General features: G+C 43.5%; 25 protein-coding genes, 1 tRNA gene and 1 rRNA gene. 20 read left to right on the top strand and 7 right to left on the bottom strand.

The window, feature by feature from the left end; all coding sequences use genetic code 11:
• The 6 genes from rrf to GCU85_RS07260 all read left to right on the top strand — a co-directional run.
• Positions 1 to 86, top strand: a 5S ribosomal RNA gene (rrf, locus tag GCU85_RS07285); the annotation flags it as partial.
• 149 nt (positions 87 to 235) lie between these two features.
• A complete protein-coding gene (locus tag GCU85_RS07280) occupies positions 236 to 637 on the top strand; it encodes an RHS repeat-associated core domain-containing protein (protein WP_328592810.1) in 402 nt (133 codons plus the stop codon).
• Between the two features lie 19 nt (positions 638 to 656).
• A complete protein-coding gene (locus GCU85_RS07275) occupies positions 657 to 1,118 on the top strand; it encodes a hypothetical protein (RefSeq protein ID WP_152810516.1) in 462 nt (153 codons plus the stop codon).
• A gap of 234 nt (positions 1,119 to 1,352) precedes the next feature.
• Positions 1,353 to 1,559 carry a hypothetical protein gene (locus GCU85_RS07270; protein ID WP_152810515.1) on the top strand — a complete coding sequence of 69 codons (207 nt, stop codon included), beginning with the start codon at positions 1,353 to 1,355 and terminating at the stop codon, positions 1,557 to 1,559.
• 74 nt (positions 1,560 to 1,633) lie between these two features.
• Positions 1,634 to 2,161 (top strand): RHS repeat-associated core domain-containing protein, encoded by a 528-nt coding sequence (locus GCU85_RS07265; RefSeq protein ID WP_328592809.1) that lies wholly within the window; start codon positions 1,634 to 1,636, stop codon positions 2,159 to 2,161.
• A 465-nt stretch (positions 2,162 to 2,626) separates the two neighbouring features.
• Positions 2,627 to 2,824 carry a hypothetical protein gene (locus tag GCU85_RS07260; protein ID WP_152810514.1) on the top strand — a complete coding sequence of 66 codons (198 nt, stop codon included), beginning with the start codon at positions 2,627 to 2,629 and terminating at the stop codon, positions 2,822 to 2,824.
• Between the two features lie 157 nt (positions 2,825 to 2,981).
• On the opposite strand, the gene GCU85_RS07255 is transcribed toward GCU85_RS07260, so the two are convergent.
• From GCU85_RS07255 to xth, 3 genes are all read right to left on the bottom strand, one after another.
• Positions 2,982 to 3,257 (bottom strand): ComEA family DNA-binding protein, encoded by a 276-nt coding sequence (locus tag GCU85_RS07255; RefSeq protein WP_152810513.1) that lies wholly within the window; start codon positions 3,255 to 3,257, stop codon positions 2,982 to 2,984.
• A gap of 310 nt (positions 3,258 to 3,567) precedes the next feature.
• A tRNA-Arg gene (locus GCU85_RS07250) sits at positions 3,568 to 3,644 on the bottom strand.
• 73 nt (positions 3,645 to 3,717) lie between these two features.
• Complete coding sequence (xth, locus tag GCU85_RS07245) at positions 3,718 to 4,500, bottom strand: exodeoxyribonuclease III (protein ID WP_152810512.1); 783 nt, start codon at positions 4,498 to 4,500, stop codon at positions 3,718 to 3,720.
• Positions 4,501 to 4,607: 107 nt separating this feature from the next.
• Here xth and GCU85_RS07240 point away from each other — a divergent pair, with 107 nt between their 5' ends.
• Together GCU85_RS07240 and GCU85_RS07235 are read left to right on the top strand one after the other, a co-directional pair.
• On the top strand, positions 4,608 to 4,907 hold the full coding sequence (locus GCU85_RS07240; RefSeq protein WP_152810511.1) for a hypothetical protein: 300 nt from the start codon (positions 4,608 to 4,610) through the stop codon (positions 4,905 to 4,907).
• Between the two features lie 146 nt (positions 4,908 to 5,053).
• Complete coding sequence (locus GCU85_RS07235; RefSeq protein ID WP_152810510.1) at positions 5,054 to 6,004, top strand: carbon-nitrogen hydrolase family protein; 951 nt, start codon at positions 5,054 to 5,056, stop codon at positions 6,002 to 6,004.
• A gap of 129 nt (positions 6,005 to 6,133) precedes the next feature.
• Here the strand turns inward: GCU85_RS07235 and GCU85_RS10005 are convergent, their stop codons facing one another.
• A complete protein-coding gene (locus GCU85_RS10005; protein ID WP_218110596.1) occupies positions 6,134 to 6,868 on the bottom strand; it encodes an RDD family protein in 735 nt (244 codons plus the stop codon).
• A 92-nt stretch (positions 6,869 to 6,960) separates the two neighbouring features.
• Positions 6,961 to 7,614: an RDD family protein gene (locus GCU85_RS07225; RefSeq protein WP_152810509.1), complete on the bottom strand. Its 654-nt coding sequence runs from the start codon at positions 7,612 to 7,614 to the stop codon at positions 6,961 to 6,963.
• 309 nt (positions 7,615 to 7,923) lie between these two features.
• Between GCU85_RS07225 and GCU85_RS07220 the strand changes: the two genes are divergently transcribed.
• The 11 genes from GCU85_RS07220 to mnhG all read left to right on the top strand — a co-directional run bounded on the left by GCU85_RS07220 (position 7,924) and on the right by mnhG (position 18,370).
• Positions 7,924 to 9,180 carry a lytic murein transglycosylase gene (locus GCU85_RS07220; protein WP_152810508.1) on the top strand — a complete coding sequence of 419 codons (1,257 nt, stop codon included), beginning with the start codon at positions 7,924 to 7,926 and terminating at the stop codon, positions 9,178 to 9,180.
• A 129-nt stretch (positions 9,181 to 9,309) separates the two neighbouring features.
• The gene (locus tag GCU85_RS07215; RefSeq protein ID WP_152810507.1) at positions 9,310 to 9,723 is read left to right on the top strand and encodes a hypothetical protein; all 414 of its coding nucleotides are present in this window, start codon (positions 9,310 to 9,312) and stop codon (positions 9,721 to 9,723) included.
• A gap of 355 nt (positions 9,724 to 10,078) precedes the next feature.
• Positions 10,079 to 11,404, top strand: a complete 1,326-nt coding sequence (locus tag GCU85_RS07210; protein WP_218110595.1) for a S1 family peptidase — start codon at positions 10,079 to 10,081, stop codon at positions 11,402 to 11,404.
• A 134-nt stretch (positions 11,405 to 11,538) separates the two neighbouring features.
• A complete protein-coding gene (locus GCU85_RS07205; RefSeq protein ID WP_152810505.1) occupies positions 11,539 to 12,309 on the top strand; it encodes a ferredoxin--NADP reductase in 771 nt (256 codons plus the stop codon).
• A 189-nt stretch (positions 12,310 to 12,498) separates the two neighbouring features.
• Positions 12,499 to 14,805 carry a hydrogen gas-evolving membrane-bound hydrogenase subunit E gene (mbhE, locus tag GCU85_RS07200; RefSeq protein ID WP_152810504.1) on the top strand — a complete coding sequence of 769 codons (2,307 nt, stop codon included), beginning with the start codon at positions 12,499 to 12,501 and terminating at the stop codon, positions 14,803 to 14,805.
• On the top strand, positions 14,802 to 15,215 hold the full coding sequence (locus tag GCU85_RS07195) for a Na+/H+ antiporter subunit B (RefSeq protein WP_152810503.1): 414 nt from the start codon (positions 14,802 to 14,804) through the stop codon (positions 15,213 to 15,215). The genes mbhE and GCU85_RS07195 overlap by 4 nt, the downstream gene beginning before the upstream one ends.
• Complete coding sequence (locus GCU85_RS07190) at positions 15,215 to 15,580, top strand: Na+/H+ antiporter subunit C (RefSeq protein WP_152810502.1); 366 nt, start codon at positions 15,215 to 15,217, stop codon at positions 15,578 to 15,580. Before GCU85_RS07195 ends, GCU85_RS07190 begins: the two co-directional genes overlap by 1 nt.
• Positions 15,573 to 17,069, top strand: coding sequence for a Na+/H+ antiporter subunit D (locus tag GCU85_RS07185; protein ID WP_152810501.1), 1,497 nt, complete (start codon positions 15,573 to 15,575; stop codon positions 17,067 to 17,069). Before GCU85_RS07190 ends, GCU85_RS07185 begins: the two co-directional genes overlap by 8 nt.
• A 28-nt stretch (positions 17,070 to 17,097) precedes the next feature.
• Complete coding sequence (locus GCU85_RS07180; protein ID WP_152810500.1) at positions 17,098 to 17,589, top strand: Na+/H+ antiporter subunit E; 492 nt, start codon at positions 17,098 to 17,100, stop codon at positions 17,587 to 17,589.
• Positions 17,586 to 17,855 (top strand): monovalent cation/H+ antiporter complex subunit F, encoded by a 270-nt coding sequence (locus GCU85_RS07175; protein WP_152810499.1) that lies wholly within the window; start codon positions 17,586 to 17,588, stop codon positions 17,853 to 17,855. Before GCU85_RS07180 ends, GCU85_RS07175 begins: the two co-directional genes overlap by 4 nt.
• Entirely contained in the window at positions 17,855 to 18,370 is a 516-nt protein-coding gene (gene mnhG / locus GCU85_RS07170) for a monovalent cation/H(+) antiporter subunit G (protein ID WP_152810498.1), read from the top strand. The genes GCU85_RS07175 and mnhG overlap by 1 nt, the downstream gene beginning before the upstream one ends.
• 54 nt (positions 18,371 to 18,424) lie before the next feature.
• Here the strand turns inward: mnhG and GCU85_RS07165 are convergent, their stop codons facing one another.
• A complete protein-coding gene (locus tag GCU85_RS07165) occupies positions 18,425 to 19,213 on the bottom strand; it encodes a DUF3047 domain-containing protein (RefSeq protein WP_218110594.1) in 789 nt (262 codons plus the stop codon).
• Positions 19,214 to 19,361: 148 nt separating this feature from the next.
• Positions 19,362 to 20,120, bottom strand: coding sequence for a sulfite exporter TauE/SafE family protein (locus GCU85_RS07160; protein WP_152810497.1), 759 nt, complete (start codon positions 20,118 to 20,120; stop codon positions 19,362 to 19,364).
• Between the two features lie 354 nt (positions 20,121 to 20,474).
• Between GCU85_RS07160 and ileS the strand changes: the two genes are divergently transcribed.
• The gene (gene ileS / locus GCU85_RS07155; protein WP_152810496.1) at positions 20,475 to 23,345 is read left to right on the top strand and encodes an isoleucine--tRNA ligase; all 2,871 of its coding nucleotides are present in this window, start codon (positions 20,475 to 20,477) and stop codon (positions 23,343 to 23,345) included.
• The last annotated feature ends 38 nt before the right edge of the window (positions 23,346 to 23,383 follow it).

The raw sequence follows: 23,383 nt of genomic DNA, 5'->3' as shown, positions 1-23,383 counted from the left end.
GATCCCATCCCGAACTCAGAAGTGAAACGCGTCATCGCCGATGATAGTGTGGGGCCTCCCCATGTGAAAGTAGGTCAATGCCAGCGCTTAATAACAAGCCCCGTACAATGTGCGGGGCTTTTTTTATGCTAATATCTACGACAATATGTATGCCAATATCTATCCCTTGTCTATTATGGTTGAAAAACCTTCATCAAACATCCACAGATAGATTTTATAGGTACACGATGAAGAAATTAACCTTTACCAAAACTACCACAGGGATTATAATCCTAACCTAGGTCGCTACCTGCAAACTGACCCGATTGGACTAGCAGGTGGTATGAATAGGTATGGGTATGCAGGGCAGAGTCCGTTGGTGTTTACTGATGCGTTGGGACTTTCTTCGTGTGAAGGAAAGTGGATTCAAATAGGCGATAGCATCCAGCGTGTAACTGATGGTGAAGGAGGCGCGTATGTCGCTGGTACAACTTGTCGTTGCTTTTGGCAGTGTATTTTTTGCGATGATGATTTTATAGGTCCTTATTATAATGACGTAAATGAATTTAATCATGGAGGGACAGTTACCTGGGGTGTGCTGCAAGGCAGATGTAAATGTATCAAGCCTGGTCCAGAAATTCCTTGTTGTGACGATTAAAAAATGAGGTCAAATTGATATGAAACGGTTTTTATTTTTCATGGTTGCCTTGCTATCTGAAGGAAAAGCAAATGATTGTTTTTTAGATAGTTTTATTCCTGAATCTGCCGTGTTAAAAAATGTCGTTAATGCTGAGAATGGTTGCGAAGTTTCTTTTTCTTTAACAGAAACATTGATGGAAGAATATTTGAAGAAATATGAAAAAATCATAATATACATGGATGAAAAAGGCTATAAATCATGTTATGGCGAGAGTTTAAATGCTCCAATTTCTTATATGACTACGGAAGATGGCGAGCCGATAAAAAAAACACACACCGTAAAAATTTTTTATAACGAAAAAACATATAGTATGACAACTTATGGCATGTCAAAAAAAGACACAGAAGCTTATTTCCGTGTATTTTTTAGAAATAATATCTTGAGTAGTAGGAATGAATTTATTAGCGTATCTAAGCTACTTGAAATTAATTGCCAATGAGGTGATGTGATAATATGAAATTGTTTTTTTGAAATTACTGGAAAATTCTACTTGCAAGTGCAACAGTTAAGCAAGCTACTACTTCTACACGCACAACGGACTGACGGCTGAGTTTGACGAGCGGGGTGAGTTTATTCAGGGGTATTTGTACGAGCCAAACAGCCCCTACACCACCAATCCGTTGGTCAAAATCGACAAAGCAGGAGGATAGCTTAAGCTACAGCTATTACCAAAATGATCATCCCCAGCAATAAACAATTTTACACCGCAGATGCTCACCGACAAATCCGCGAATGTCGCCCCGTAAATGTTATCTATCAAGGCTTTTATCAGGCATTTGGAAAAGTGCAAATCACCACCGAGACGGTGGAAAACCCGTTGCGTTTCCCAGGGCACAAAACGGCAGGAGCACGTTTTGAATCGGGGCGGATTACGGCGTAAGCCAACGCGAGTCCGCAGTGCGTCAGTACAAGGATAAAACCCACGGATGGGTTTTATAGTTTCACGACGAAGAAATTAACCTTTACCAAAACTACCACAGGGATTATAATCCTAACCTAGGTCGTTACTTGCAAACCGACCCGATTGGTTTATTTGCGGGCGTTAACACATATAGCTACACCAATAATCAACCAGTAAATTTTTCTGATTATGATGGATTGCAACGAAAAAGTATTAATGAAGCTTTTGATGATGCAAGAAAAGAATTAGTTTGTATGCAAAAACAAAATGAATGCCATAGAAAGTTTGGTTTATGCGCTAACCCTATGCCATCAGGCGTAGTTTGTGCTGTGGTTTGTGCTGGAATTGGATTCGTCTTCACGCCTATTGCTGGCTTTGCTTGTGGAGCCGTATGTTTCGCGGCTTCTGTTGTAACGGTTTCGCGGCTTCTCTTGTTTTTAATTCTAATGCATACTATTGTGAAATCAGCGATTGCCGATGAGTCTAGCCAGCATTTGGCAAAAATTATAGTAACCAGTGATATAGCACAATTAGAGACGTATGTTACGAAAGCAGGTAACCCAGTAGAGACCATTCTTTAGTATTAGCGGTGAGCAAAGATGTAAACTTTTTAAAGAGTGCGCTGATATTGTTTGAATCAAAATTTGGACGCGACATGGTATTTTATGCAATTGAAATATTTGAGTTAAGTCATCGTAATTCAAATTGTTGCAATTCAGTGTCCAGCGTTTCACTATATAATGAAAAGAAAGAATTACTGACTAATTTGGGCTATTACCATTTTTTGAATCGTATTCGAATCTTTGAATTACATCACCCTGTATTAACTTCGTTAATCATGTTTGTTGTAAGTATGCTCTTTATTTTTTTGACAATGAAAATAAAAAGTCATTTTTTGAAATCAAAAAAACAAATAATATGAGGCCTCAGAATAACGCAGCGAACACAGAATAGACAAGGCGAAAATGAGTGAAAAATCGCATTTTATCTTTATAAATGAACATTTTGAGCGAATTCTTAACGGCACATTTTCAAGTATAGTAGTTATGTTGATACCTCAATATAATGAAGAGGCATTTAATTTTAAGTACCGAGCAAAATCAAAGGGGTCGGATTCGTATGACAGGGTGGGTAATCGCTTGAGTGAATTGCTGGGCAATAATGCGGGTACTAATACGAATGCAGGGCAGTGGAACTACAACGCCCGTGACCAGCTGATTAACACGCCGCTTAAAAACCTCTAATACGTTACCGAATACGACACCAACGGCAATACCAGCCAGTTTCTGAATGCCGTAATAATTATCAGGTGGCCATTCCATGTGACTGTAATTAAATGAAAAACCCGCCACGCTGATGCTTATGTGGCGGGTTGCTATTGATTAAATTAATTAATTGTTTTTATTTAAGTTTAGTGAGGTCTGTTTTCCCTTCGACCGTCAGGTTATTACGAATTTTGTCTACTGTTTTTTCGCCAATGCCTTTGACGTTAGTCAGTGCATCTGCGTTTTGAAACTGACCATTTGCTTCGCGGTATTCAATGATTGCTTCGGCTTTGCTTTGTCCAATGCCAGATAGTGCCGATAATTCCTCAACCGTCGCAGTATTGATATTGACTTGGGCAAATGTGGCTGCAGAATAGGCAGATAAAAGTAAAGTTAAAAGAAATTTCTTCATGTTAATTCTCCTAAATTTGATTTATTAATACTGCAATCTAGCAGCAAAATGAATATAGCAAATTTGTCTAAACGGGTCAATAACTAGAAGTCGCTTATAATATTAAATTAAATTAAGGCGGTAGTAAATTAAAGGGGGGGGTATCCACGATCGTATAAAAGGTTGAGTAACGCTGTACGTTATGTGATCTTAGTCAGTACGTTGAGTTACCTAACTGCAGTCAAGTGAATCAGGGCGTGGATTTTTTATGGTTGAAGCAATTAAGTGTGAAGCAATTAAGTGTGAAGCAATTAAGTGTGAAGCAATTAAATGGCGCGCTGGGAGGGATTCGAACCCCCGACCGCCTGGTTCGTAGCCAGGTACTCTATCCAACTGAGCTACCAGCGCGTCTGAGAAGGCTGAATTATCCAGTTTTTCGCTTTTAGTGTCAAGCCAAATCTGTACAAATAACGCGTATCAGTTAGCCTAAGCTGTCGAATGTCGCAATTACGGGGGCATGATCGGATGGACGTTCCCAGCTGCGGGTTTTTTTTTCTATTACACAATCAACGCAATAGCGGGTTGATTTTGCTGAGCTAAGGATGAAGTCAATGCGGTGACCTTGGTTTTTTTCAAAACCACCATCGCGATAGTCCCACCAGCTAAACTGCGCGGCTTGCTGGTTAAACTGTCGGAATGTATCGCAAAAGCCTAAGTCAATTAAGGCCTGAAAACGTTGCCGCTCGGGTGCTGAGCAGAGAATTTTATCGCGCCATAACTGGGCATCGTAGACATCATCGTCGGTCGGCGCAATATTGAAATCACCCATGAGAATAATTGACCAGCCTTGTTTGAGTTGTGCCTCAAGGTGCGCAATCAGCGCATCTAGCCAACGTAATTTATAATCGTACTTTTCGTCACCAACGGCTTTGCCATTAGGAACGTAACAGTTGATTAACAAGGTGTCGTTGCATTGTGCCTGCAAAAACCGTCGCTGATAATCCATTTCCATGCCAGGCAAATGGTGACGGCAATTTGTCAGCGGTTGCTTGCTGATAAATGCGGTGCCGTTAAAACTCTTTTGGCCATTAAAAAACACATGAAATCCTTTGTTGTTCAGTGCATCTATGGGAAAATTAGCGTCAGGTACTTTGGTCTCTTGTACACCCAAAATATCGATGTTTTCTGTATCAATTAGATTAATGATTTGGGGCAGGCGAATGTTGATTGAGTTAATATTCCAGCTGGCGATTGTGATTGGCATGAGTATCTGTAACCTAATAATTAAGAGTGATGCGCTATTATAGACCAATCGTATATTTCTGTTAATATTGCTTTAACACATATTTAACAAAAAGGGCTGGTTACTAAATGAAAAATCGATTATTTGTCGTCTGCATGGGGCTTAGCATAGGGCTTTGCATGACGTTGACAAATGTTGTTTTAGCACAGCAAGGCAATGTGATTATTGGTAGCAAAGAGGAGGCGTTAAAGCAATGTGAGTTAAAAGCATTAGCCTCGCCACCTGATGTTAGGGAGCAGATGTATTCTGCCTGTTTGTGCATTGTTGAGCACACGGATTTTGCACGTGCCTTAGAACTCTATCACGCGAATGACGTAAACGGGCTGCAGCAATTGTATGCAGGCGCCTCTCAGGCCTGTGCATCTTAGTTCATTCTCGTCTTAGTTCATTGTCGGCTTAATTTGCTGTCGGCTTATCATCGTGCTTTTGGTGGGCCGCCATTAAGCCGCCATTAAGCTACCGTTAAGTTGTCTGTTTTTCTAGAGAAATGAAATTGCAATGTGTTGTTAAATAAATGAATAAATCTATACCCCCACAAAATATTAAGCAAAATAAGCAGCAAGCTCCAATCGCTGCCGTTATTCAGCTCAATACGCAAGATGATGTCGCTGAAAACATCAAACGCATTGCCTATTGGGTAAAAAGAGCAAAGGAACAAGGGGCAGCACTTGCCGTCCTACCTGAAAACTGTATTTATATGCCCAAAGTACAGGGTCAGGCAAAATTGATTGCCGAAGCGTTAGGTGCGGGGCATGTGCAATCTGAGCTTGCTGGCATTGCTAAGGAAAATAAGCTATGGCTTATCGTTGGTGCATTTCCGACATGGGATGCGGCAGCAGGCAGCGTTAAAGATAGCACCAAGGGTAGCCCCAAAGATAGCCACAAAGCCTTTCAAACCAGTTTGGTTTATAACGAGAGTGGGAAGCTAGTTGCGCATTACCATAAGCGGCATTTGTTCGATGTAACGCTACCTAGTGGTGGCTCGGATAGCAGCCAACATAATAGCCATAATAACCATAGTAGCCAGCCTAAGGCAGAGTCTTATCGAGAATCAGATGCCTTTCTCCGTGGTCAATACAACCAGTATGTTGATACACCCATCGGTCGGATTGGTTTGACGATTTGTTACGATCTGCGATTTCCAGAACAATATCGTGCGTTGACCGAGCAGGGTTGTGCCTTATTTTCTATTCCTGCCGCCTTTACTCATGCGACAGGCGCCGCGCATTGGGAGGTATTAATGCGTGCGCGTGCCATTGAGAATCAGTGCTACGTCTTAGCCAGTGCGCAAACAGGAACGCATCCTAGTGGTCGCCAAACGTGGGGACACAGTATGATTATCAACCCCTGGGGTGAAGTATTGGCAGTCCTTGCTGACGGCGAAGGCGTGATTTGTGCGACAATTGATTTGCCAGCACTGACACGCTTGCGCGCGCAATTCCCTGTGTTAACACACCGTCAATAATTTATACACATCAACTTATACGCTTCAAATGATACGCAGACTTAATACACATCAGTTTATGTGTATAAGTCTACATGATGCTTTGGGTGTTAGCTTTAGTGTCGATTACAGCGGTGATTACAGCGGCAATTACGGCACATCGGTGAATAAATAATTGCCGTCGTTTTCGGGCGGTATAATCACTCGAGTGCCGACAAACCGATCAAATAGCGTGGTGGTGGTCTGTTTATGTCTATGCTGTCGATTAAGCAATAGGTAACCGATAATCATCGTAGCGGATAACCAAGTCATTGCCGCACCGAAAAATACAGACGCGAACGTTAAAACAACCGTTGGGGAAATGCGCATAAAAACCTGTGCCAATGATGGTCGGTTTATGGCTGCTAGGTGACGGTCTTTTGTCGTTGACACACCGTCTGGCGGTGTGCCGGTGGGAAAGGTATCAGCGGGAAAGGTATCAGCGGGAAAGGTATCAGCGGGAAAGGTATCAGCGGGAAAGGTATCAGCGGGAAAGGTATCAGCGGGAAAGGTATCAGCGGGAAAGGTATCAGCGGGAAAGGCATCAGCGGTTGATTCGCTGATAAGCTTTGTGCGGACAATCATTTGCCCTATCGTCTTTTGTTTTATCGCCAGCATAAGGTATAAATAGCAAAGTAACGTCACGAAATAAAGCAACGCTTGTTGGTTAGCAATAGGGACAAAATTCCCTAGAAATGAAATGAAAACATACACCAACCCGGCATCCAAAATGGTGGCGCCGACGCGTTTGTAAAGGTTCGCTGTTTTGAATGGACGAGGGTTCGCCAGCTTCCCGGTGGCGTGCTTAGGCAGAATGCTTTTGGGGGCGGCGTATGGGTTTTCCATGATATGATTGATGTCTCTGGTTTTTTGATGTTGATGGGTTTGGCTAAATCTAACCAAACCTGAGTAACCTGACTAAACTTGATTGAGTTTGGTTAAGCCTTAAAAATATCATCGTGATTCGTTGGGTTCGTTGCGGCGCCTGACGTCGTTTTTGATTCGGGTGACTGTGTTGGCTTGCGATTGAAGGTCGTTTGCTTCGATTCAACAATCACCACAGAACGCCCCATTTTGTCATGCCAGCCTTGTTTTTTTGGGTCAATTAGTATCCATAAAAACCCCATCCCAAAAAAGAAAAAAGAGACAAAATAACCGAGATAACGCAATGTCGCAGGCAGTATATTCAGTGGTGCGAGCGTGTCAGCATTGACCACTTTTAACCCGAGCAAACGCTTGCCAGGCGTGCCTGCAAAACGCACCCAAAAAAACAAGGTGATTAATAGCGTGATAAATTGAATGAGTGGTGCATTTTGTGCTTTGAAAAAATCGACAGAAGCTTGCCAAAATTGGGCATTGGCTTGGTTAATGGCTTCGGGTGTTGTGGCTTGTTCTAGTGTCGTTAATGCTGACTCTAGTGCTTGCTGCGCAATCTCAAATTCAGGGCCGGTTAGTAGCGGAATTAACGGGGTAAAAACAACCAACAATAAAATGTTATCGATGACAAACGCGGCAAAGCGTTGTATAAAACTGGCATACTTCACGGGCTGATTTGGTGGCTGGTTTATGGGCTGATTTGGCGGTTGATTCATGGGTTACATAACGTGTGTTGAATAGCGCTTTATTATATACCAATTTGGTCATTTTTTGGGTTTGTTGCAGGTGATTATGTTATTCTTGTCCGTGCTTATCCGTGTCTGTCCGTTCTGGCCAGTAATGATTGCGTAATGATAGGGTAGAGGATGTTTTTTTATCGAGGTAATGGGTGTTGAGGTAACTGGCATTGATGTAACGGGTCTTTTAAATATTTGAAAAACGCAGATAATTACATAGACCCGTGGCGTGGCTAGGGCTTATAATACAGTTAGGTATGATTTATTTTTTTGGGTTGTGATTTAAGTATGATGAGAAAAATACGATTCGTTAGCTTAATAGGCGCAATAGGCGCGATGCTTGGTGGGTACGGGCTGATTACCCCTGTGTTTGCTGATACGCCAGCCAGCGTACAATCGGACGCGCAATCGGATGTGCAGATGATGTCGTTTTCAGACTGGAAGCGCGACTTTGCAGGCAAAGCATTGGCAGCAGGGATTGCTGAGCCGTTAATAACCGAATTTGTGCAAAAAACGCAACCGTATGAACGGGCGATAACCCACGATAACAATCAGTCTGAATTTAAAAAATTCCTGTGGGATTACCTGTCATCAGCGGTATCAGCGCAGCGCGTTATTACGGGTAAAGCGCAATATCAACAGTATACAGGGCTGTTTGATAAGATAAGTCAGCAGACGGGCGTGCCAGGCCATATTGTTACGGCAATATGGGGTATGGAAAGTAACTACGGCGGTTTTATGGGCAATGTCCCGATTATTTCGGCGATGGCAACGCTGGCGTACGATGGTCGGCGACGCGCGTTTTTTGAGCAAGAACTCCTCGCTGCGCTCAAGCTCATCAGCCGCGGTGATTTATCATCGCTGGATATCACAGGTTCTTGGGCAGGTGGCATGGGGCATACGCAGTTTATTCCATCCACTTATTTGCAGTATGCCATCGATTTTAACCAAGATGGACGCCGAGACTTGTGGGAAGCAAATGATGCACTCGCGTCAGCAGGGTTTTATTTAGCGGAGATGGGCTGGCAAAGTGGCTATACTTGGGGGCGTGAAGTTAGCTTACCTACCGATTTTGATTATTGGCTTGCTAATAATCGTAGTGATTGGCTATCGTTATCTCAATGGCAAAGCCATGGTGTACGTGCGGTTGACGGGGCGCCTTTGCCAGCGGTAGACATTGAGGCGCAGTTATTTGTACCTGCGGGTCGTTTTGGGCCTAAGTTTTTGCTATACCGTAATTTTGATGTTATTAAGCGTTATAATAACTCGGATGCTTATGCGCTGGCGGTGGGGCTGCTGAGCGACCAAATTGCTGGGCGCGCACCGTTGTCAGTTGCTTGGCCGAATAACGCCAAACCAGTTAGCAGTAATGATATTAAACTCATCCAGCAATCCCTTAATTCCAAAGGGTTTGACGCAGGCGCTGTCGATGGACTGTTTGGGAATAAAACGCGCCGTGCTTTGCAGCAATTTCAGCAATCAAAAGGCATGGTGGCAGATGGATTTCTTACCACCGAGCTGTACCGTGACGTTGTCAGTCCGTGACACAGCACATTGGGTGATGACGGGTTAAGTTTAAAGCGGATTACACGCACTAAAATTTGAACGTTGGTTGAGCCGTCCTATCGCCAATGGTAGCTAACTCCTTTTGTAAAAAAAGACAAGAGAAAATTTATGAACCCATACAAACCGCCCCAATCCAACACAAAGCCGACAAATTTGGGAACACCGTCAATAATAGCCAAGGTGTATTGCCTTGTCGGATTGAGTTTTATTTTTTTCGCGCTTGACAGTTTAACTTGTTCGACTGTTTTAGATGCTGGTTGGCGTAATCCCATGAACTATCTATTTATTATCATTTGGGGAGGGATTTTATTCTGGGTAATGCTTTCTATTTCTAAGCGTCGAGGAAATCCCAAGTATACATTTTTGTTATTAGCATTTGTCGTTTTCGCTGGCGCAATTGTCTTTCCGATGGGCTGTTATTCTATCTATTTTGGTGTGGGTGAAGCGGGTTGTTTTTTGCTTGCTTATTATTCGCTGAACAAACCCTCAGCATCAGCATGGTTTGAATCATCTGTTGAATAGTGAGCTTACACCCCAACTTTAGGACAACTTGCTGGGTATTTTAAAGCATTATTTATATTCACAAAAATATTCACAAGCAACGCAAAATCAATGTTCAACCTGCAAAACCAAAGTCGCCATAGCGGTTTTAACGGTGTAAAGTGCTATCAAAACGATGCATCAAGCGCGCCATTGTGATAGAGTGGATAATACAAGCGCAGCATAAGGGCAGCATAAGGGCAACATAAGGGCAACATAAGGGCAACATAAGGGCAACATAAGGGCAACATAAAAGTATGAGCATTTACATTGCAATTCTGCTGCCGCAAGCAATCTGGCGATGAATGTGCAACTAACTAACAATCAAGGAGACGTTATGGCAAAGATGAACAACCAGTCAATTTTATTAGGGATCGCTCGTTTAGATAAGGGTTTAGGTAAGTATTTAATTAATTGTTTTAACTTGGATTTTTACTCTGGCTTTAGGCTGGTTTTGAGCGTTGGTTTAAGCTTGGTGGTCAATACTGCCCATGCAATTGTCGGCGGCGAAGATAGCCTTGCCGCGGCCTACCCATCGTTTGTTGTGATATCTGTGGCACAAGGCCCCACATCGACCGGTATTTGCGGTGGTGCGTTTATAGATAAGGAGTGGGTGATGACTTCAGCGCACTGCGTCAGTAACAATCCAAGCCATACACCAGTGGATGCCAGTCGCGTGAACGTTAATCCAAATCCACAAGGCTTTGTGGCAAATCGGCTGGTGGCCGATGACCGAATGGCGGTCTCACAGATTGTTGTGCATCCAAACTACAACCGCACAACATCGAGTTCAACATTTAACGATATCGCACTACTAAAACTTGCCACGCCGCATAATTATCCTAATGCCGTACTTAATGGGTCAGGCGATGTATTGGCGAGTCGTATCGCCACTGTCGCAGGAATGGGAAGTACGTCGGTATCACCTTTATCGATTACGAATCCGCGCACATTGCAGATGGTGGATTTGCCGATAGTCGATTACGCGCAATGCCAAACGCTTTTTGGCTATGATTCACCGCCAACCCTGTGCGCTGGTGATACACAGGCGAAAGATATTTGCTATGGCGATACGGGCGCGCCTTTGTACATCAAACAAAACGGTATCAATGTGCAAGCAGGGATTGCGAGTTTTCTCGTGGGTGGCTGTGCATCGGGTAATCCTAGTGGGTACACAGACGTTGCATCGTATGAATCGTTTATTTTGCAGCACGCATCAGGTGCGCAGTTTGTTACCAACACGAGTGTAGCAGCGTTGTCCGCTGTATCTGGCGCGTGGTATGATCCTGTTTATAGTGGCCTCGGGATTAATATTATTCGCCCCGATGCCAATCGTTTGCTAGCGTACTATTATGGTTACAAAGGCACAGGAGATGGGCAGGCGCAATGGTTGATGGCAGAACTAAATGGTCAATTAAGCGATGCACGTATCGTCAAAGACGCGGTTTATACATTCACTGTATATCAGGGCTTTTTGGGTAATGGTGCGGACTTTTCAACCGCGCCATCTAGTCCACCAGGAATCGAAGTTTGGGGCACGATGACGCTACAGTTTCATGGCTGCAATCGAGCAACAATGACATTAGATGGCAAGGATGGTCAAGTGGCATTTCAATTGGTCAAATTAGCCAATGAATACAACCTTGGTTGTACTGTGCAGTGACTTTGGTATAATCTTTGGCAACACCTTATCAACAAATGGAATGGCGCGGTCTGTGATTGCTTGTAGGCATTGCGTGATTTGTTTGTTAAAGTAAAAAGTAAATAGACATTAAATTATTAGAGGATTGTCATTACATGGGATATTTAACCGAAAAAGTCACCGCAGTTCACCATTGGAATGAAACATTGTTTAGTTTTAAAACCACCCGTCAACCGACTTTTCGATTTAAAAACGGGCACTTTATTATGATTGGTTTAGAAGTCGAAGGCAAACCACTCATGCGCGCATATTCGATTGCCAGCGCCAACTACGAAGATGAGTTAGAATTTTTAAGTATCAAAGTCCCCGACGGACCACTGACGTCACGGTTGCAAAAAATCCAAGTCGGTGATGAACTGCTCATGTCGGATAAATCAACAGGCACACTAGTCACTGACTATATATTGCCAGGCAAAAATCTGTGGTTGATTAGCACGGGCACAGGGCTTGCGCCGTTTATGAGTATTATCAAAGACCCCGAAATTTATGAGCAATTTGACAAAGTCATTTTAACGCATGGCGTGCGCTATGTATCTGAATTGGCTTATAATAAATATATTACTGAAGCGCTCCCCAATAATGAATTTTTTGGTGAGTGGGTCAAGGATAAACTCCTCTATTATCCAACGGTAACGCGTGAGCCTTACCAACACCAAGGCCGCATAACCGATTTGATCAAATACGGTAAAATTAATCTAGATTTAGGGTTGCCACCGATGAATCCTGAAGTCGATCGATTTATGGTCTGCGGTAGCCCCAGTATGCTAAAAGACACCTGTGCCATCTTAAATGCGATGGGCTTTCGCGAAGGCACTAAAAAAGAGCAGGGGCACTATGCGATTGAACGTGCCTTTGTTGAACAATAGTAATATTGGGTAATATTGAGTAATATTGAGCAACGCGGTGCATGCGGTTAATGAAATTTCAAATTAACTGAAAATTAACTGAATTTCACCATGCGTTTGACGTAGGTTTGTCGAATTAATGATAGAATAGTTGCTTATTTTAATTGGCGGTGTATCCTATTTAGGTCGCTTTCTAGGTAACGATGCTTTATGATGCTAGCGTTAGTTTTATTGGGTTTTTTTGTCGCGTTGTTAACCCCTTGGCTTTATCGGGTGTTTCGCGCTTACACTGGGTTGTTTCTCGCACTATATCCAGGTGCTGCCTTTATCTGGTTTATAACGCAATATAACGAAGTCATTGCAAAGCAAAGCATTATTCACCGTTTTGACTGGTTGCCAAGTTTAGGGGTTGAGCTTTCGTTTAAATTAGATGGCTTGTCACTACTTTTTGCGCTGTTAATTACGGGCATTGGTGTGTTAGTGCTGGTGTATTCAAACGGCTATATGAAAAGCTATGCACGAGTCAGCCGCTTTTACGTGGTTTTGCTGTTATTTATGGCCTCTATGCTGGGTGTTGTGCTTAGCGATAATATCATCAGTTTATTTGTCTTTTGGGAGTTAACCAGTTTAACCTCCTATTTTTTAATTGGCTTTACGCATGAAAACTCGCAGTCACGAGAAGCGGCACTAAAAGCCTTAATCATAACGGCCGGTGGCGGCTTGGCATTGTTAGCGGGCTTTATTATTTTAGGCAGCAGCGCACAAAGTTATGATTTATCGCGCATTTTAGCAAGTGCCCAAGTACTACAAGAGCACGCTTTACTGCCAGCGGCCATGGCGCTGATTATTATTGGTTGTTTTAGTAAATCCGCGCAATTTCCATTTCAATTTTGGTTGCCCGCAGCGATGGCCGCGCCAACGCCCGTGAGTGCCTATTTACATTCTGCGACAATGGTTAAAGCGGGTATTTATTTACTCGCGCGTATGAGTCCATTGTTTAATGGCGAAGACGGCTGGAATGCAAGTTTGGTAATTTTTGGTGCGATAACTATGCTCATTGGTGCAACAGTTGCGGTCATTCAAAGTGATCTAAAAACGCTTTTAGCTAATACCACTGTGAGCGCGCTTGGCTTGATTACGATGCTAATTGGGATTGGGACTGAATATGCCCTGCATGCTGCGGTAATTTTTATATTCGCGCATGCACTTTATAAAGGTTCGCTTTTTTTAATTACCGGCATTATCGATAAACAAACCGGTACGCGGCAAATTCGTCAACTAGGGCAATTATTTCGCGACATGCCAATTACTGGCACGATTACGCTATTTGCCTGTTTATCTATGGCCGGCATTGCGCCGCTTTTTGGGTTTATTAGTAAAGAAACCAGTTATGCAGCGATGCTTGATATGCAAAGCAATGCGCCGCTTACCACAACCGCATTTTTTATCGCGAGCGTCATGTTTATGGCGGCGGCGTTAATGATTAGCTATTTTATATTCTTTGGAAAAAAGAGACATACACTTGCGGTCGTAAATGAGGCATCTATTGGTTTATGGATTGGGCCGTTAATTATGACGGGGCTATCGTTGGTATTTGGTTTGTTTGGTGGCTTAATTGCGCCGTTACTGAATCAAGCGGCCGTGGCGATTTTGCCGACCAGCAATGCATTAAAACTGTCACTTTGGCACGGCTTTAATATTGCACTATTATTAAGTGTCGTGACGATTGTGGTTGGTTTTTGTGTGTTTCTGTTCATCTATTTGAAACCAAAACACATGAAAGCAATTACCATTTCCGAGAACGTACGCATCTCGCATGCCTATGATGAAATCATGCAAAGCATCATTGATGTAGCGATAAAAATAACTCGCCGAATTCAGCACGGATATGTACGGATGTACCTGTTTACGATATTCGTGACGTTTTGTTTGCTTGCCCTTTGGATATTAAAAGACTTGTCTATCCCAGCCATCAATATTTCTTGGCAAGAGTTTCGCGTCTATGACATTGTGGTGGGGCTAATTATGTTAACCGCGTGTTTTTATACTGTCGTTGCGCAGTCGAGGTTGTTAGCAATCGCGCTACTTGGCGTGGTTGGATATGGTTTGGCGTTTATTTTTATTATGTTCGGTGCGCCTGATTTGGCGATTACGCAATTTTTGATTGAGACGTTAACGGTGGTGATTTTCGTCTTGGTGTTATGGAAATTGCCAAAATATTTGGTGTTTAATCAAGGCGCAATACCGTTTCGTTATTTAGTGGTTTCAATTTTATTCGGTGCCATTATGGCGTGGGTTACAATGATTGTCACGCAATACCCATTAGATTCACATTTAAAAGCCTATTTTGCTGAGAATAGTTATTTACTGGCAAAAGGGAAGAATGTGGTGAATGTGATTTTGGTAGATTTTCGGTCACTGGATACTTTAGGAGAAATTGTGGTACTGGGTATCGCGGCCATTGGCGTGTATGCATTGGTGAAATTTAGTAAAACAACGAATAAGGCACAGATATGAGTTCGACGATTTTAGCAACCGGTGTGAAATTATTTGTACCGTTGTTCGTGATTTTTTCATTGTTCTTATTGCTTCGTGGGCATAATGCCCCTGGTGGCGGTTTTGTTGGCGGTTTGGTGTTTGCCATTGCATTTTCACTGCATACATTAAGTGCAGGGGTTACCAAAACCAAACAAAAATATAAAATTCAACCCGTGAAAATGATTGCATTTGGGCTACTTATCGCAACAATTAGTGCAACGTTGCCCGTATTTGTTGGGCAGCCGTTTTTTACGGGACTTTGGTATGAGGCAATTAGTTTGCCCGTTTTAGGCAAGCCCGGCACGCCGATTTTGTTTGATATTGGAGTATATCTGACTGTTGCGGGGACAATTCTTGCATTAATTTTCACTTTGTGGGAGGCCGAGTAATGGAGCAAATCTTGCCATTTTTAATTGGTGGCCTGTATACCGCGGCGGTGTATATGATTTTACATCGTAGTTTTGTGAAATTGATTATCGGCTTGTTAATTTTAGGCTATGCCTCCAATTTATTATTATTCGCCATTGGTCGCGTCACGCTTGGCCAGCCACCTTTAATTGCGGACAATGCCACGCGATTAATCGAGCCATTTGCCGACCCCTTACCACAAGCCTTAATCTTGACCGCCATTGTTATTGGCTTTGGAATACAAACCTTTGCCATTGTGCTTATTAAAGTCGCCTATCGACGATTGAAAACGGACAATATCGACGAATTAACCACATCAGATAAGCTGGATTCAAGTGATGCATAACGCTATTTTATTTGTATTGCTGATTCCTTTGCTGACGGGCATATTCAGTTTGTTTGCGTGGGGACATGCACGCATCCAAAAAGCGCTTTTTATCGCCGCGATGTCGGCGCTGGTATTGGCTGCCATCTATTTGCTCTATGCTGTGAATCTTAATGATTTTTTGGTGATTCAATCGGCGAGCTGGCAAGCGCCATTTGGCATTACTTTGGTCGCCGATTTATTCAGCGCCATTATGGTTATGTTGACCGCCATCATTGCTTTTATGACCAGCTTATATGCACTTAGTGAAATAGACGAACATCGCATAAAATTTGGCTTTTATCCGTTAATGAACTTTTTGGTGTTCAGTGTCTGCGGAGCCTTTTTAACCGGCGATATATTTAACCTGTTCGTGTGGTTTGAATTAATGCTGATTAGTTCATTTGTGTTAATGGCCCTTGGTAACAGCAAAGCACAATTAGAAGCCAGCATTAAATATGTCACCATCAATATGGTTGCATCAGCATTCTTTTTAGCCGGTATCGGAGTGATTTATGGGCTAACAGGTACCTTAAATATGGCCGATATTGCGCTTCGTTTGCCGGCTGTGAATAACCCAGCCTTGCTTGATTTAGCCGCGGTATTCTTTTTTATTGCCTTTGGCGTTAAGGCGGCGGTGTTCCCACTTTATAATTGGTTGCCCGCCTCGTACCATACGCCACCTATCAGTGTCTCGGCGTTTTTTGCCGGCATGCTGACAAAAGTGGGGGTGTATGCATTTATTCGCTTTTTCACACTCATTTTTAACCATGAAAGTGTGTTCATCGAGAATTTGTTGTTATTTGTTGCGGCAACCACCATGTTTTTTGGTGTACTTGGCGCCGCCGCACAGATGGATTTTAGAAAAGTTCTGTCGTTCCATATCATTAGCCAAATCGGCTATATGATTATGGGTTTGGCCATTGGCACAAAAATGGCGTTAGCTGGCAGTGTGTTTTATATCATGCACCACATCATTGTAAAATCAAATTTATTTCTGATTAGTGGTGTCGTGCGCCGCTTTCAAGGCAGTTTTCATTTAAAGAAAATTGGTGGTGTTTATAGCGCATACCCATTTTTAAGTATACTTTTTGTGGTTTCGGCATTCTCACTTGCGGGTTTTCCGCCGCTTTCGGGCTTTTGGGCAAAATTTGTTGTCATAAAAGGCGGCATCGAAGCCAAGCAGTATTTCATTGTTATCGTGGCGCTTGTGGTCGGTTTACTGACGCTGTACTCGATGACGAAAATATGGAATGAAGCCTTTTGGAAACCGATGCCTGAAAATGACAATTCGGTACAAAGCATTGCTGCGAAAAAAACCAGATGGTTTATGATGCTGCCGATTGTGCTGTTATCAACCATGACATTGTGTATTGGTGTGTTCGCGGAGCCGGTTTTTGTATTGGCACAAAAAACCGCAACACAATTATTAAATCCGACAGACTATATTCGCGCTGTGCTTGGAAACTAGATGAAATTGATTAGGCTATAATTACCTTATGAAATTACTCATTCCACATTTTATCCTCGCTTTTGCATTAGCCTATATCGCACAAGGCTATTTGCCGTTTGACATCGGAGGTAACGGCTATTTGCTGTTAATGTGGGGCATATTCACCTTAACCTGGCCGCTTAGTTATCTATTTGCAAAAACCTATTTTGTAAAATTGCCGCGCTTGGTAAATTTAATTGTGTTTTTTATTAAGGAATTGTTCATGGCAAATTTACGCGTCGCCTATGACGTAGTGACGCCGACAACCTATATGCGCCCTTGTGTGGTGGCGGTGCCACTTGATGCCAAAACCGATATCGAAATTACCATATTGGCATGCATGATTTCATTAACGCCCGGTACGTTAAGTCTGGGTTTATCAGAAGATCGCTCCTTATTATTTGTCCATGCAATTACATTTTCCACCATGGATCCAGAGGCCATTAAGCAAGAATTAAAACAAGGATTTGAACAACGATTATTGAGGGTTACACGATGAGTTGGTTTGATATAGTTTTATTAAGTGCTTTGATCGTACTTAGTTTTTCAATTATTTTGGTATTTGTGCGCATTGTAATAGGGCCGAGTTTGCCAGATCGCGTGATTTCATTTGATTTAATTGGCACAATTATGATTGGCATGATTGCCATATATTCAATGTCCACCGGCGTGCACGCCTATATGGATGCGGCCATAATTCTATCACTGGTACTGTTCCTCGGTTCGGTGGCGTTTGCCTATTATATGAAAAAGGATCATAAATAATGATAGAAATCCTAAGCGCAATCATGGTGATTTTGGGTGTGATATTTGTCTTTATCGGCGCCATTGGGCTTTTACGCCTACCGGATTTTTATATCCGCGTTTCCGCCATCACCAAAGCGGCAACGGCAGGAGTTGCCTGTATTGTCATTGGTGTGGCGATTCATGCCGATGATGTTGGTGTGGCATTTAAAGCACTGATTATCGTCGTTTTCCTGTTAATTACCTCACCAATAGCCGCGCATATCATTGGCCGTGCGGCCTATAACGACCGCGTACCACTTTGGAAAAAAACCCGCATTAATGAGTATGAGGATTATAAAAGTCAGCAACAAGCACAGCAAGAACCACAGCAAGAACCACAGCAAAAAGGAGAAGCGCACCAACACGCGCCACAAAATAAAACGATGAACACGCTAGATGCCACGCTAGATACTACTGCTTACGATAATAAGAATGGTAATGTGGCGGATGATAATCCGTCTGGCGCTGAAAAACACAAAAATTTAAACGGATGATTGCCAGATAACTGGTCGCTATCTAGCCAGAGAGTATCGTGCGATCTCATCGCGTTAGTCTGCCGAAAAGTAAATATCCGCATAAGCCGCTTGGGCTTGTTGCTGGGTATTGTCGGTGTCGGTCATAATCGCAACCGCATCGATATAGCGCACATCGCGGTTAAACAACAGTTTAAAGTCGTTAGCAACGTGGCGTTTTTCTTGTCGCCACTGACCCGTGGTATCGTCTTTTCCACGCACCGCGAGCATTTTGGCGTTATTGGGGGCAAATGCGTTATCCCAGCGACTGCCTGCCGCTTGATGGCTGGACCACACATAGTTGACGGCTTTGCTATTGATACGAATCAGTTTACCATCGACAATAACATAAATACGCGCCGCGTAATCATCGCCTGATTTTTGTGTTTCATCTATGCTGCCATTAGCATTGGTTATTCCTTTATCAATGCGCCAACGCCAGTTAAGGTATGGGGTTTCTTGCAGATCAATTCGCTGGCGTTTAAAAAGCCCCGATGCGCTGCTGTTACTACGCGCGACGAGAATGTGTCGGGTTGCGCCTGATGGACTATCTACTGGTGCGTCAGCGTCGGTCATAATGTCATAGGATGTCTCGCCGTCAAAGGATTTGCTTTCCCAAGCAGATAGCGGCTCATTCGCAAAGTCGCTGATGTTAACAATGGTCTCAGCTTGGACAGGGGAGAGATAAAAATAGGGTATCAGAAACCATAAGCCAATTCCCATGCAAGATTTTATTTGTACCCTTGTGGTTTGTGTTATTTTGATGATTTTGTGGGTTGCTTGGTGTATTGCTTTTTGCATTGTTTGCTTCGTTGCTTGGTGCATGGGTTATTTCCTGATGAGTCATCGAATATTTAGTGGATTTTTGTTCGGTATCCTAACCCGTATTTTATGCCGTATTTTAGTGTACAAAAATGACGTCCTAACAGCAAGTTAATCTTTGATGACTGATCACGTAGTCGTTGGTTGCTGGCTAAAAGAAAATTGCCGCAGCACTGGCCGCGAGTGTCATCAAAAATAAAAACCATTTGAGCGTATTTTGACTGACTTTTAATGCCAGTTTGACGCCAATATGGGCGCCGAGCATAGTGCCAACAGCGAGTATGAGGCCAGGAATCCAGCGTACTTGGTCATTGGCAATAAAAATAATCAACGCGATACCCGTAAAAAAGAGGGTAGTGAGTAGTTTTAACGCATTACTTGCGACCAAATCGTAACGCAGCGCACCTGCAAAGGCGGCAATCAGGATAAAGCCAACACCAGCTTGTACTAGTCCGCCATAAAATCCTGCCAATAGCAGCAACCACCACGCTTGTGGGCGTTCAGACACCATAAATGGTATGGTTCCCGCTGGCGGGATAATGATGTTGGGACGAACGAGGACGATTAACGCCACTGATAACATCGCACCGAGTAAAATATATTTGAGTAAAACAGGTGGTGTATAAGCCGCCATCAAACTCCCCGCTAATCCACCCATCAATGTGGGGACTAGAATGGCCTTAAAATCGCCTGTTGGTAATTTTTTATGTCGTTTAAATCCAGTGACACCGATAATGCCTTGTAAAAAAATACCAACGCGGTTGGTCGCGTTCGCAATGTCAGCAGGCATGCCCAGCACCATTAATGCAGGCACGGTTAAGTTTGAGCCACCCCCCGCCAAAACGTTAATGACGCCAGCAACTAAACCAAGCCCCATCAAAATAACGGCTTCAATTAGTGTATATTCCATGTCGATGCCAAAAAAAAGAATAGAGACGATAAAGCCCCATCACACGTCATCACACATCATTACACACCATAAAACGCGAATATCAAATGATATGGCTAGATGGTGATATTGCCGGCGGTATTACCAAAGGGTGACATAACGTGATGGCGTTGCTTTATCAAAGGTTACGCATCGCATTGTAGCAATTCTGGCATATTTGTCATGGTATTTATTGTGGTGTTTCTCTTACCATGAAAGGATAAAGAGAGGACAAAGCGAGGACAAAGCGAGGACAAAGCGTATACAAAGCGCATACAAATGACTGGTTTTTTGTTATGATAGCGACCTTATTTAATCAATTGGTTTGGTGAAGGTATGAGCGACAACAACGCTGATTATAAGTCCACATTAAATTTACCGCATACGGATTTTCCAATGCGGGGTAATTTGGCACAACGTGAACCCGATAGACTGGCGCATTGGCAAGCCATTGACCTGTACAACAAACAACGTCAGATTAGCCAAGGACGTGAAAAATTCATCTTACATGACGGGCCACCGTATGCAAATGGTCAGCTGCACATGGGGCATGCCTTAAATAAGACGCTAAAAGACATGATTATCAAATCACAGCAGATGTTGGGTAAAGATGCCCCGTATTTGCCTGGCTGGGACTGTCATGGTTTGCCGATTGAGCTCCAAGTTGAGAAAAAACACGGTAAAGTGGGTAACAAGCTGACGGCGCGTGAGTTTCGTGCCGCTTGCCGTGAATATGCGGAAAAGCAAATCGATCAGCAACGTCAAGATTTCATTCGTTTAGGCGTATTTGGTGAATGGGACACACCCTATAAAACGATGAATTACGCCACTGAGGCCAATATTATTCGTACGCTGGCTAAAATCGTTGAGAAAAACCACGTCGTACGGGGTTCGAAGCCAGTCAATTGGTGTATGGACTGTGGCTCGGCATTGGCTGAAGCCGAGGTCGAGTACCAAAACAAACAATCTTATTCAATTTATGTGGCATACGCTGCAAAAGACAGCGTTGATTTATTGGCGCGATTTGGTCTCACGACTGATGTATTCAAGACTGCGGCAGAGACAACGTTAGACGTTATTATGTGGACAACCACGCCATGGACATTGCCATCATCCATTGGTATGAGTGTACACCCTGAATTAAGCTACGGATTATATCAGCGCCAAGATGGTAGTGCTTTTGTGGTAGCCGATGAGTTAGTTGAGTCGGTCGTCAGTGCATGTGATTTTGGCACCTATCACAGGTTGGCAACCATTGATGGACAAGCGTTAGACCGTGCGGTACTACGCCATCCTTTTTTAGACCGCGATATATTAATGATGCTAGGCACGCACGTCACCACCGAGCAAGGAACAGGTTGTGTGCATACCGCCCCCGCGCATGGTGTGGATGATTATCAGGTCGCTGTACTCGATTATGGATTAAGCTTTGATAGTTTTGTCGATGGCACAGGGCGATTTACCGAGAGTACGCCATTTTTTGCAGGGACAAAAGTATTTGATGCCAACCCTGCCATTGTTGAAAAGCTCATTGAAAACCAACGACTCTGTGCGCAGTCAAAATTTAATCACAGCTATCCACATTGTTGGCGACACAAAACACCGACGATTTTTCGCGCGACTTCGCAGTGGTTTGTGGGTATGGACAAAGCGGGTTTGCGACAAACCGCATTGGACGGAATTAATACCGTTAAATTTATCCCTGAGTGGGGCAAAGCACGGCTTTATGACATGATTGAAAACCGTCCTGATTGGTGTATTTCTCGCCAACGTTATTGGGGCGTTCCGCTTTGTTTACTGGTGCACAAAGAGACAGGTGAGCTGCATCCTGATACCGTCAGCATTATGCGCCAAGTAGCCGATAGGGTGGCACAATCAGGGGTTGATGCTTGGTTTGATTTGTCGGTAGAGGATTTGATTGGTGCAGACGCTGCCGATTATGAAAAAACCCAAGATATTTTAGATGTTTGGTTTGATTCTGGCTCGACCCATGAAGCCGTGCTTCGCGCCGAACCGCATTTGCAATTCCCTGCGGATTTATATTTAGAAGGGTCTGATCAGCACCGTGGTTGGTTTCACTCGTCATTATTAACCTCGTCTGCGATTAATGGTGTGCCGCCTTACAAAGCGTTGCTCACACATGGCTTTGTGGTCGATGAAAATGGCCATAAAATGTCTAAATCGCTGGGCAATATTGTCGAGCCACAAAAGATTGTGGGGACATTAGGTGCTGATATTCTGCGGCTATGGGTCGCGTCGACGGATTATACGCGTGAAATCAGATTATCAGATAATATTTTAAAGCAATCAGCCGATGCGTACCGCCGCATTCGTAATACCGCTCGGTTTTTGTTGTCAAACTTGCACGACTTTGACCCACAAGTACACTGGGTTAGCCGTGATGATATGCTGGAGTTTGATCAGTATATTGTCTCTCGTGCCGCGCATGTCCAAACAGAGATAGAACAGGCTTACAATCATTACCAATTTCATATGGTGTATCAATCCATACACCATTTTTGCAGTTTGGATTTGGGCGGATTTTATCTCGATGTCATCAAAGATAGGCAGTATACGATTAATGCCGATAATATCGCGCGCCGTTCGGCACAAACCGCGATGTACCTTGTTTTGGATGCATTGACGCGTTGGATTGCGCCCATTTTGCCGTTTACCGCGGATGAAATTTGGTCGTTTACGCCCCGTGTTGCGGCCGACCAAGGCGTTGAGTCGGTATTTTTAACCACGTTTTCTAATCAATTATTTACGTTGGCACCGTCAAATCGTTTTGATCATGCCTATTGGCAAACGATTAGCCAAGTGCGCGAAGCTGTAGCCACCGAATTAGAAAAATGCCGCGCGGCAGGGGAAATTGGCGCATCATTAGACGCCGAGGTCAGTATTTATGCTGCGTCTGAATTGCTTAATCAATTAAGCCAGTTAGGTGATGCACTACGCTTTGTCCTAATTACCTCTAAAGTCACGTTATTACCCTTGACTAACCTTGATACTGATGCGAGAACCCCCCTTATCAGTCATATAGATGGTCAGCAATTCGCTATTATCGCGCAAAAAAGCCAGGCCAAAAAATGCGCACGCTGTTGGCACTATCGCGAGGATGTGGGCACACATGCCGAACATCCTGCGCTTTGCGGTCGGTGTGTTGATAATGTCTCGGGGCGTGGTGAAGTCCGCCAGTTTGTGTAATGTAGTGACTGATAAACGATAAGCGATAAGCGATAAAC

The sequence above is a fragment of the Ostreibacterium oceani genome (genome assembly GCF_009362845.1).
GTDB lineage: Bacteria > Pseudomonadota > Gammaproteobacteria > Cardiobacteriales > Ostreibacteriaceae > Ostreibacterium > Ostreibacterium oceani.
The sequence above is the reverse complement of the archived record's forward strand: the minus strand, read 5'-3'. Positions and strand labels throughout refer to the sequence as shown.

Excerpts from the sequence above, each read along its gene's own strand:
- GCU85_RS07275 (WP_152810516.1), top strand. The coding sequence starts at position 657 with ATGAAACGGTTTTTATTTTTCATGGTTGCCTTGCTATCTGAAGGAAAA.
- GCU85_RS07270 (WP_152810515.1), top strand. The coding sequence starts at position 1,353 with ATGATCATCCCCAGCAATAAACAATTTTACACCGCAGATGCTCACCGA.
- GCU85_RS07260 (WP_152810514.1), top strand. The coding sequence starts at position 2,627 with ATGTTGATACCTCAATATAATGAAGAGGCATTTAATTTTAAGTACCGA.
- GCU85_RS07255 (WP_152810513.1), bottom strand. The coding sequence starts at position 3,257 with ATGAAGAAATTTCTTTTAACTTTACTTTTATCTGCCTATTCTGCAGCC.
- xth (WP_152810512.1), bottom strand. The coding sequence starts at position 4,500 with ATGCCAATCACAATCGCCAGCTGGAATATTAACTCAATCAACATTCGC.
- GCU85_RS07240 (WP_152810511.1), top strand. The coding sequence starts at position 4,608 with ATGAAAAATCGATTATTTGTCGTCTGCATGGGGCTTAGCATAGGGCTT.
- GCU85_RS07235 (WP_152810510.1), top strand. The coding sequence starts at position 5,054 with ATGAATAAATCTATACCCCCACAAAATATTAAGCAAAATAAGCAGCAA.
- GCU85_RS10005 (WP_218110596.1), bottom strand. The coding sequence starts at position 6,868 with ATGGAAAACCCATACGCCGCCCCCAAAAGCATTCTGCCTAAGCACGCC.
- GCU85_RS07225 (WP_152810509.1), bottom strand. The coding sequence starts at position 7,614 with ATGAATCAACCGCCAAATCAGCCCATAAACCAGCCACCAAATCAGCCC.
- GCU85_RS07220 (WP_152810508.1), top strand. The coding sequence starts at position 7,924 with ATGATGAGAAAAATACGATTCGTTAGCTTAATAGGCGCAATAGGCGCG.
- GCU85_RS07215 (WP_152810507.1), top strand. The coding sequence starts at position 9,310 with ATGAACCCATACAAACCGCCCCAATCCAACACAAAGCCGACAAATTTG.
- GCU85_RS07210 (WP_218110595.1), top strand. The coding sequence starts at position 10,079 with ATGGCAAAGATGAACAACCAGTCAATTTTATTAGGGATCGCTCGTTTA.
- GCU85_RS07205 (WP_152810505.1), top strand. The coding sequence starts at position 11,539 with ATGGGATATTTAACCGAAAAAGTCACCGCAGTTCACCATTGGAATGAA.
- mbhE (WP_152810504.1), top strand. The coding sequence starts at position 12,499 with ATGATGCTAGCGTTAGTTTTATTGGGTTTTTTTGTCGCGTTGTTAACC.
- GCU85_RS07195 (WP_152810503.1), top strand. The coding sequence starts at position 14,802 with ATGAGTTCGACGATTTTAGCAACCGGTGTGAAATTATTTGTACCGTTG.
- GCU85_RS07190 (WP_152810502.1), top strand. The coding sequence starts at position 15,215 with ATGGAGCAAATCTTGCCATTTTTAATTGGTGGCCTGTATACCGCGGCG.
- GCU85_RS07185 (WP_152810501.1), top strand. The coding sequence starts at position 15,573 with ATGCATAACGCTATTTTATTTGTATTGCTGATTCCTTTGCTGACGGGC.
- GCU85_RS07180 (WP_152810500.1), top strand. The coding sequence starts at position 17,098 with ATGAAATTACTCATTCCACATTTTATCCTCGCTTTTGCATTAGCCTAT.
- GCU85_RS07175 (WP_152810499.1), top strand. The coding sequence starts at position 17,586 with ATGAGTTGGTTTGATATAGTTTTATTAAGTGCTTTGATCGTACTTAGT.
- mnhG (WP_152810498.1), top strand. The coding sequence starts at position 17,855 with ATGATAGAAATCCTAAGCGCAATCATGGTGATTTTGGGTGTGATATTT.
- GCU85_RS07165 (WP_218110594.1), bottom strand. The coding sequence starts at position 19,213 with ATGCACCAAGCAACGAAGCAAACAATGCAAAAAGCAATACACCAAGCA.
- GCU85_RS07160 (WP_152810497.1), bottom strand. The coding sequence starts at position 20,120 with ATGGAATATACACTAATTGAAGCCGTTATTTTGATGGGGCTTGGTTTA.
- ileS (WP_152810496.1), top strand. The coding sequence starts at position 20,475 with ATGAGCGACAACAACGCTGATTATAAGTCCACATTAAATTTACCGCAT.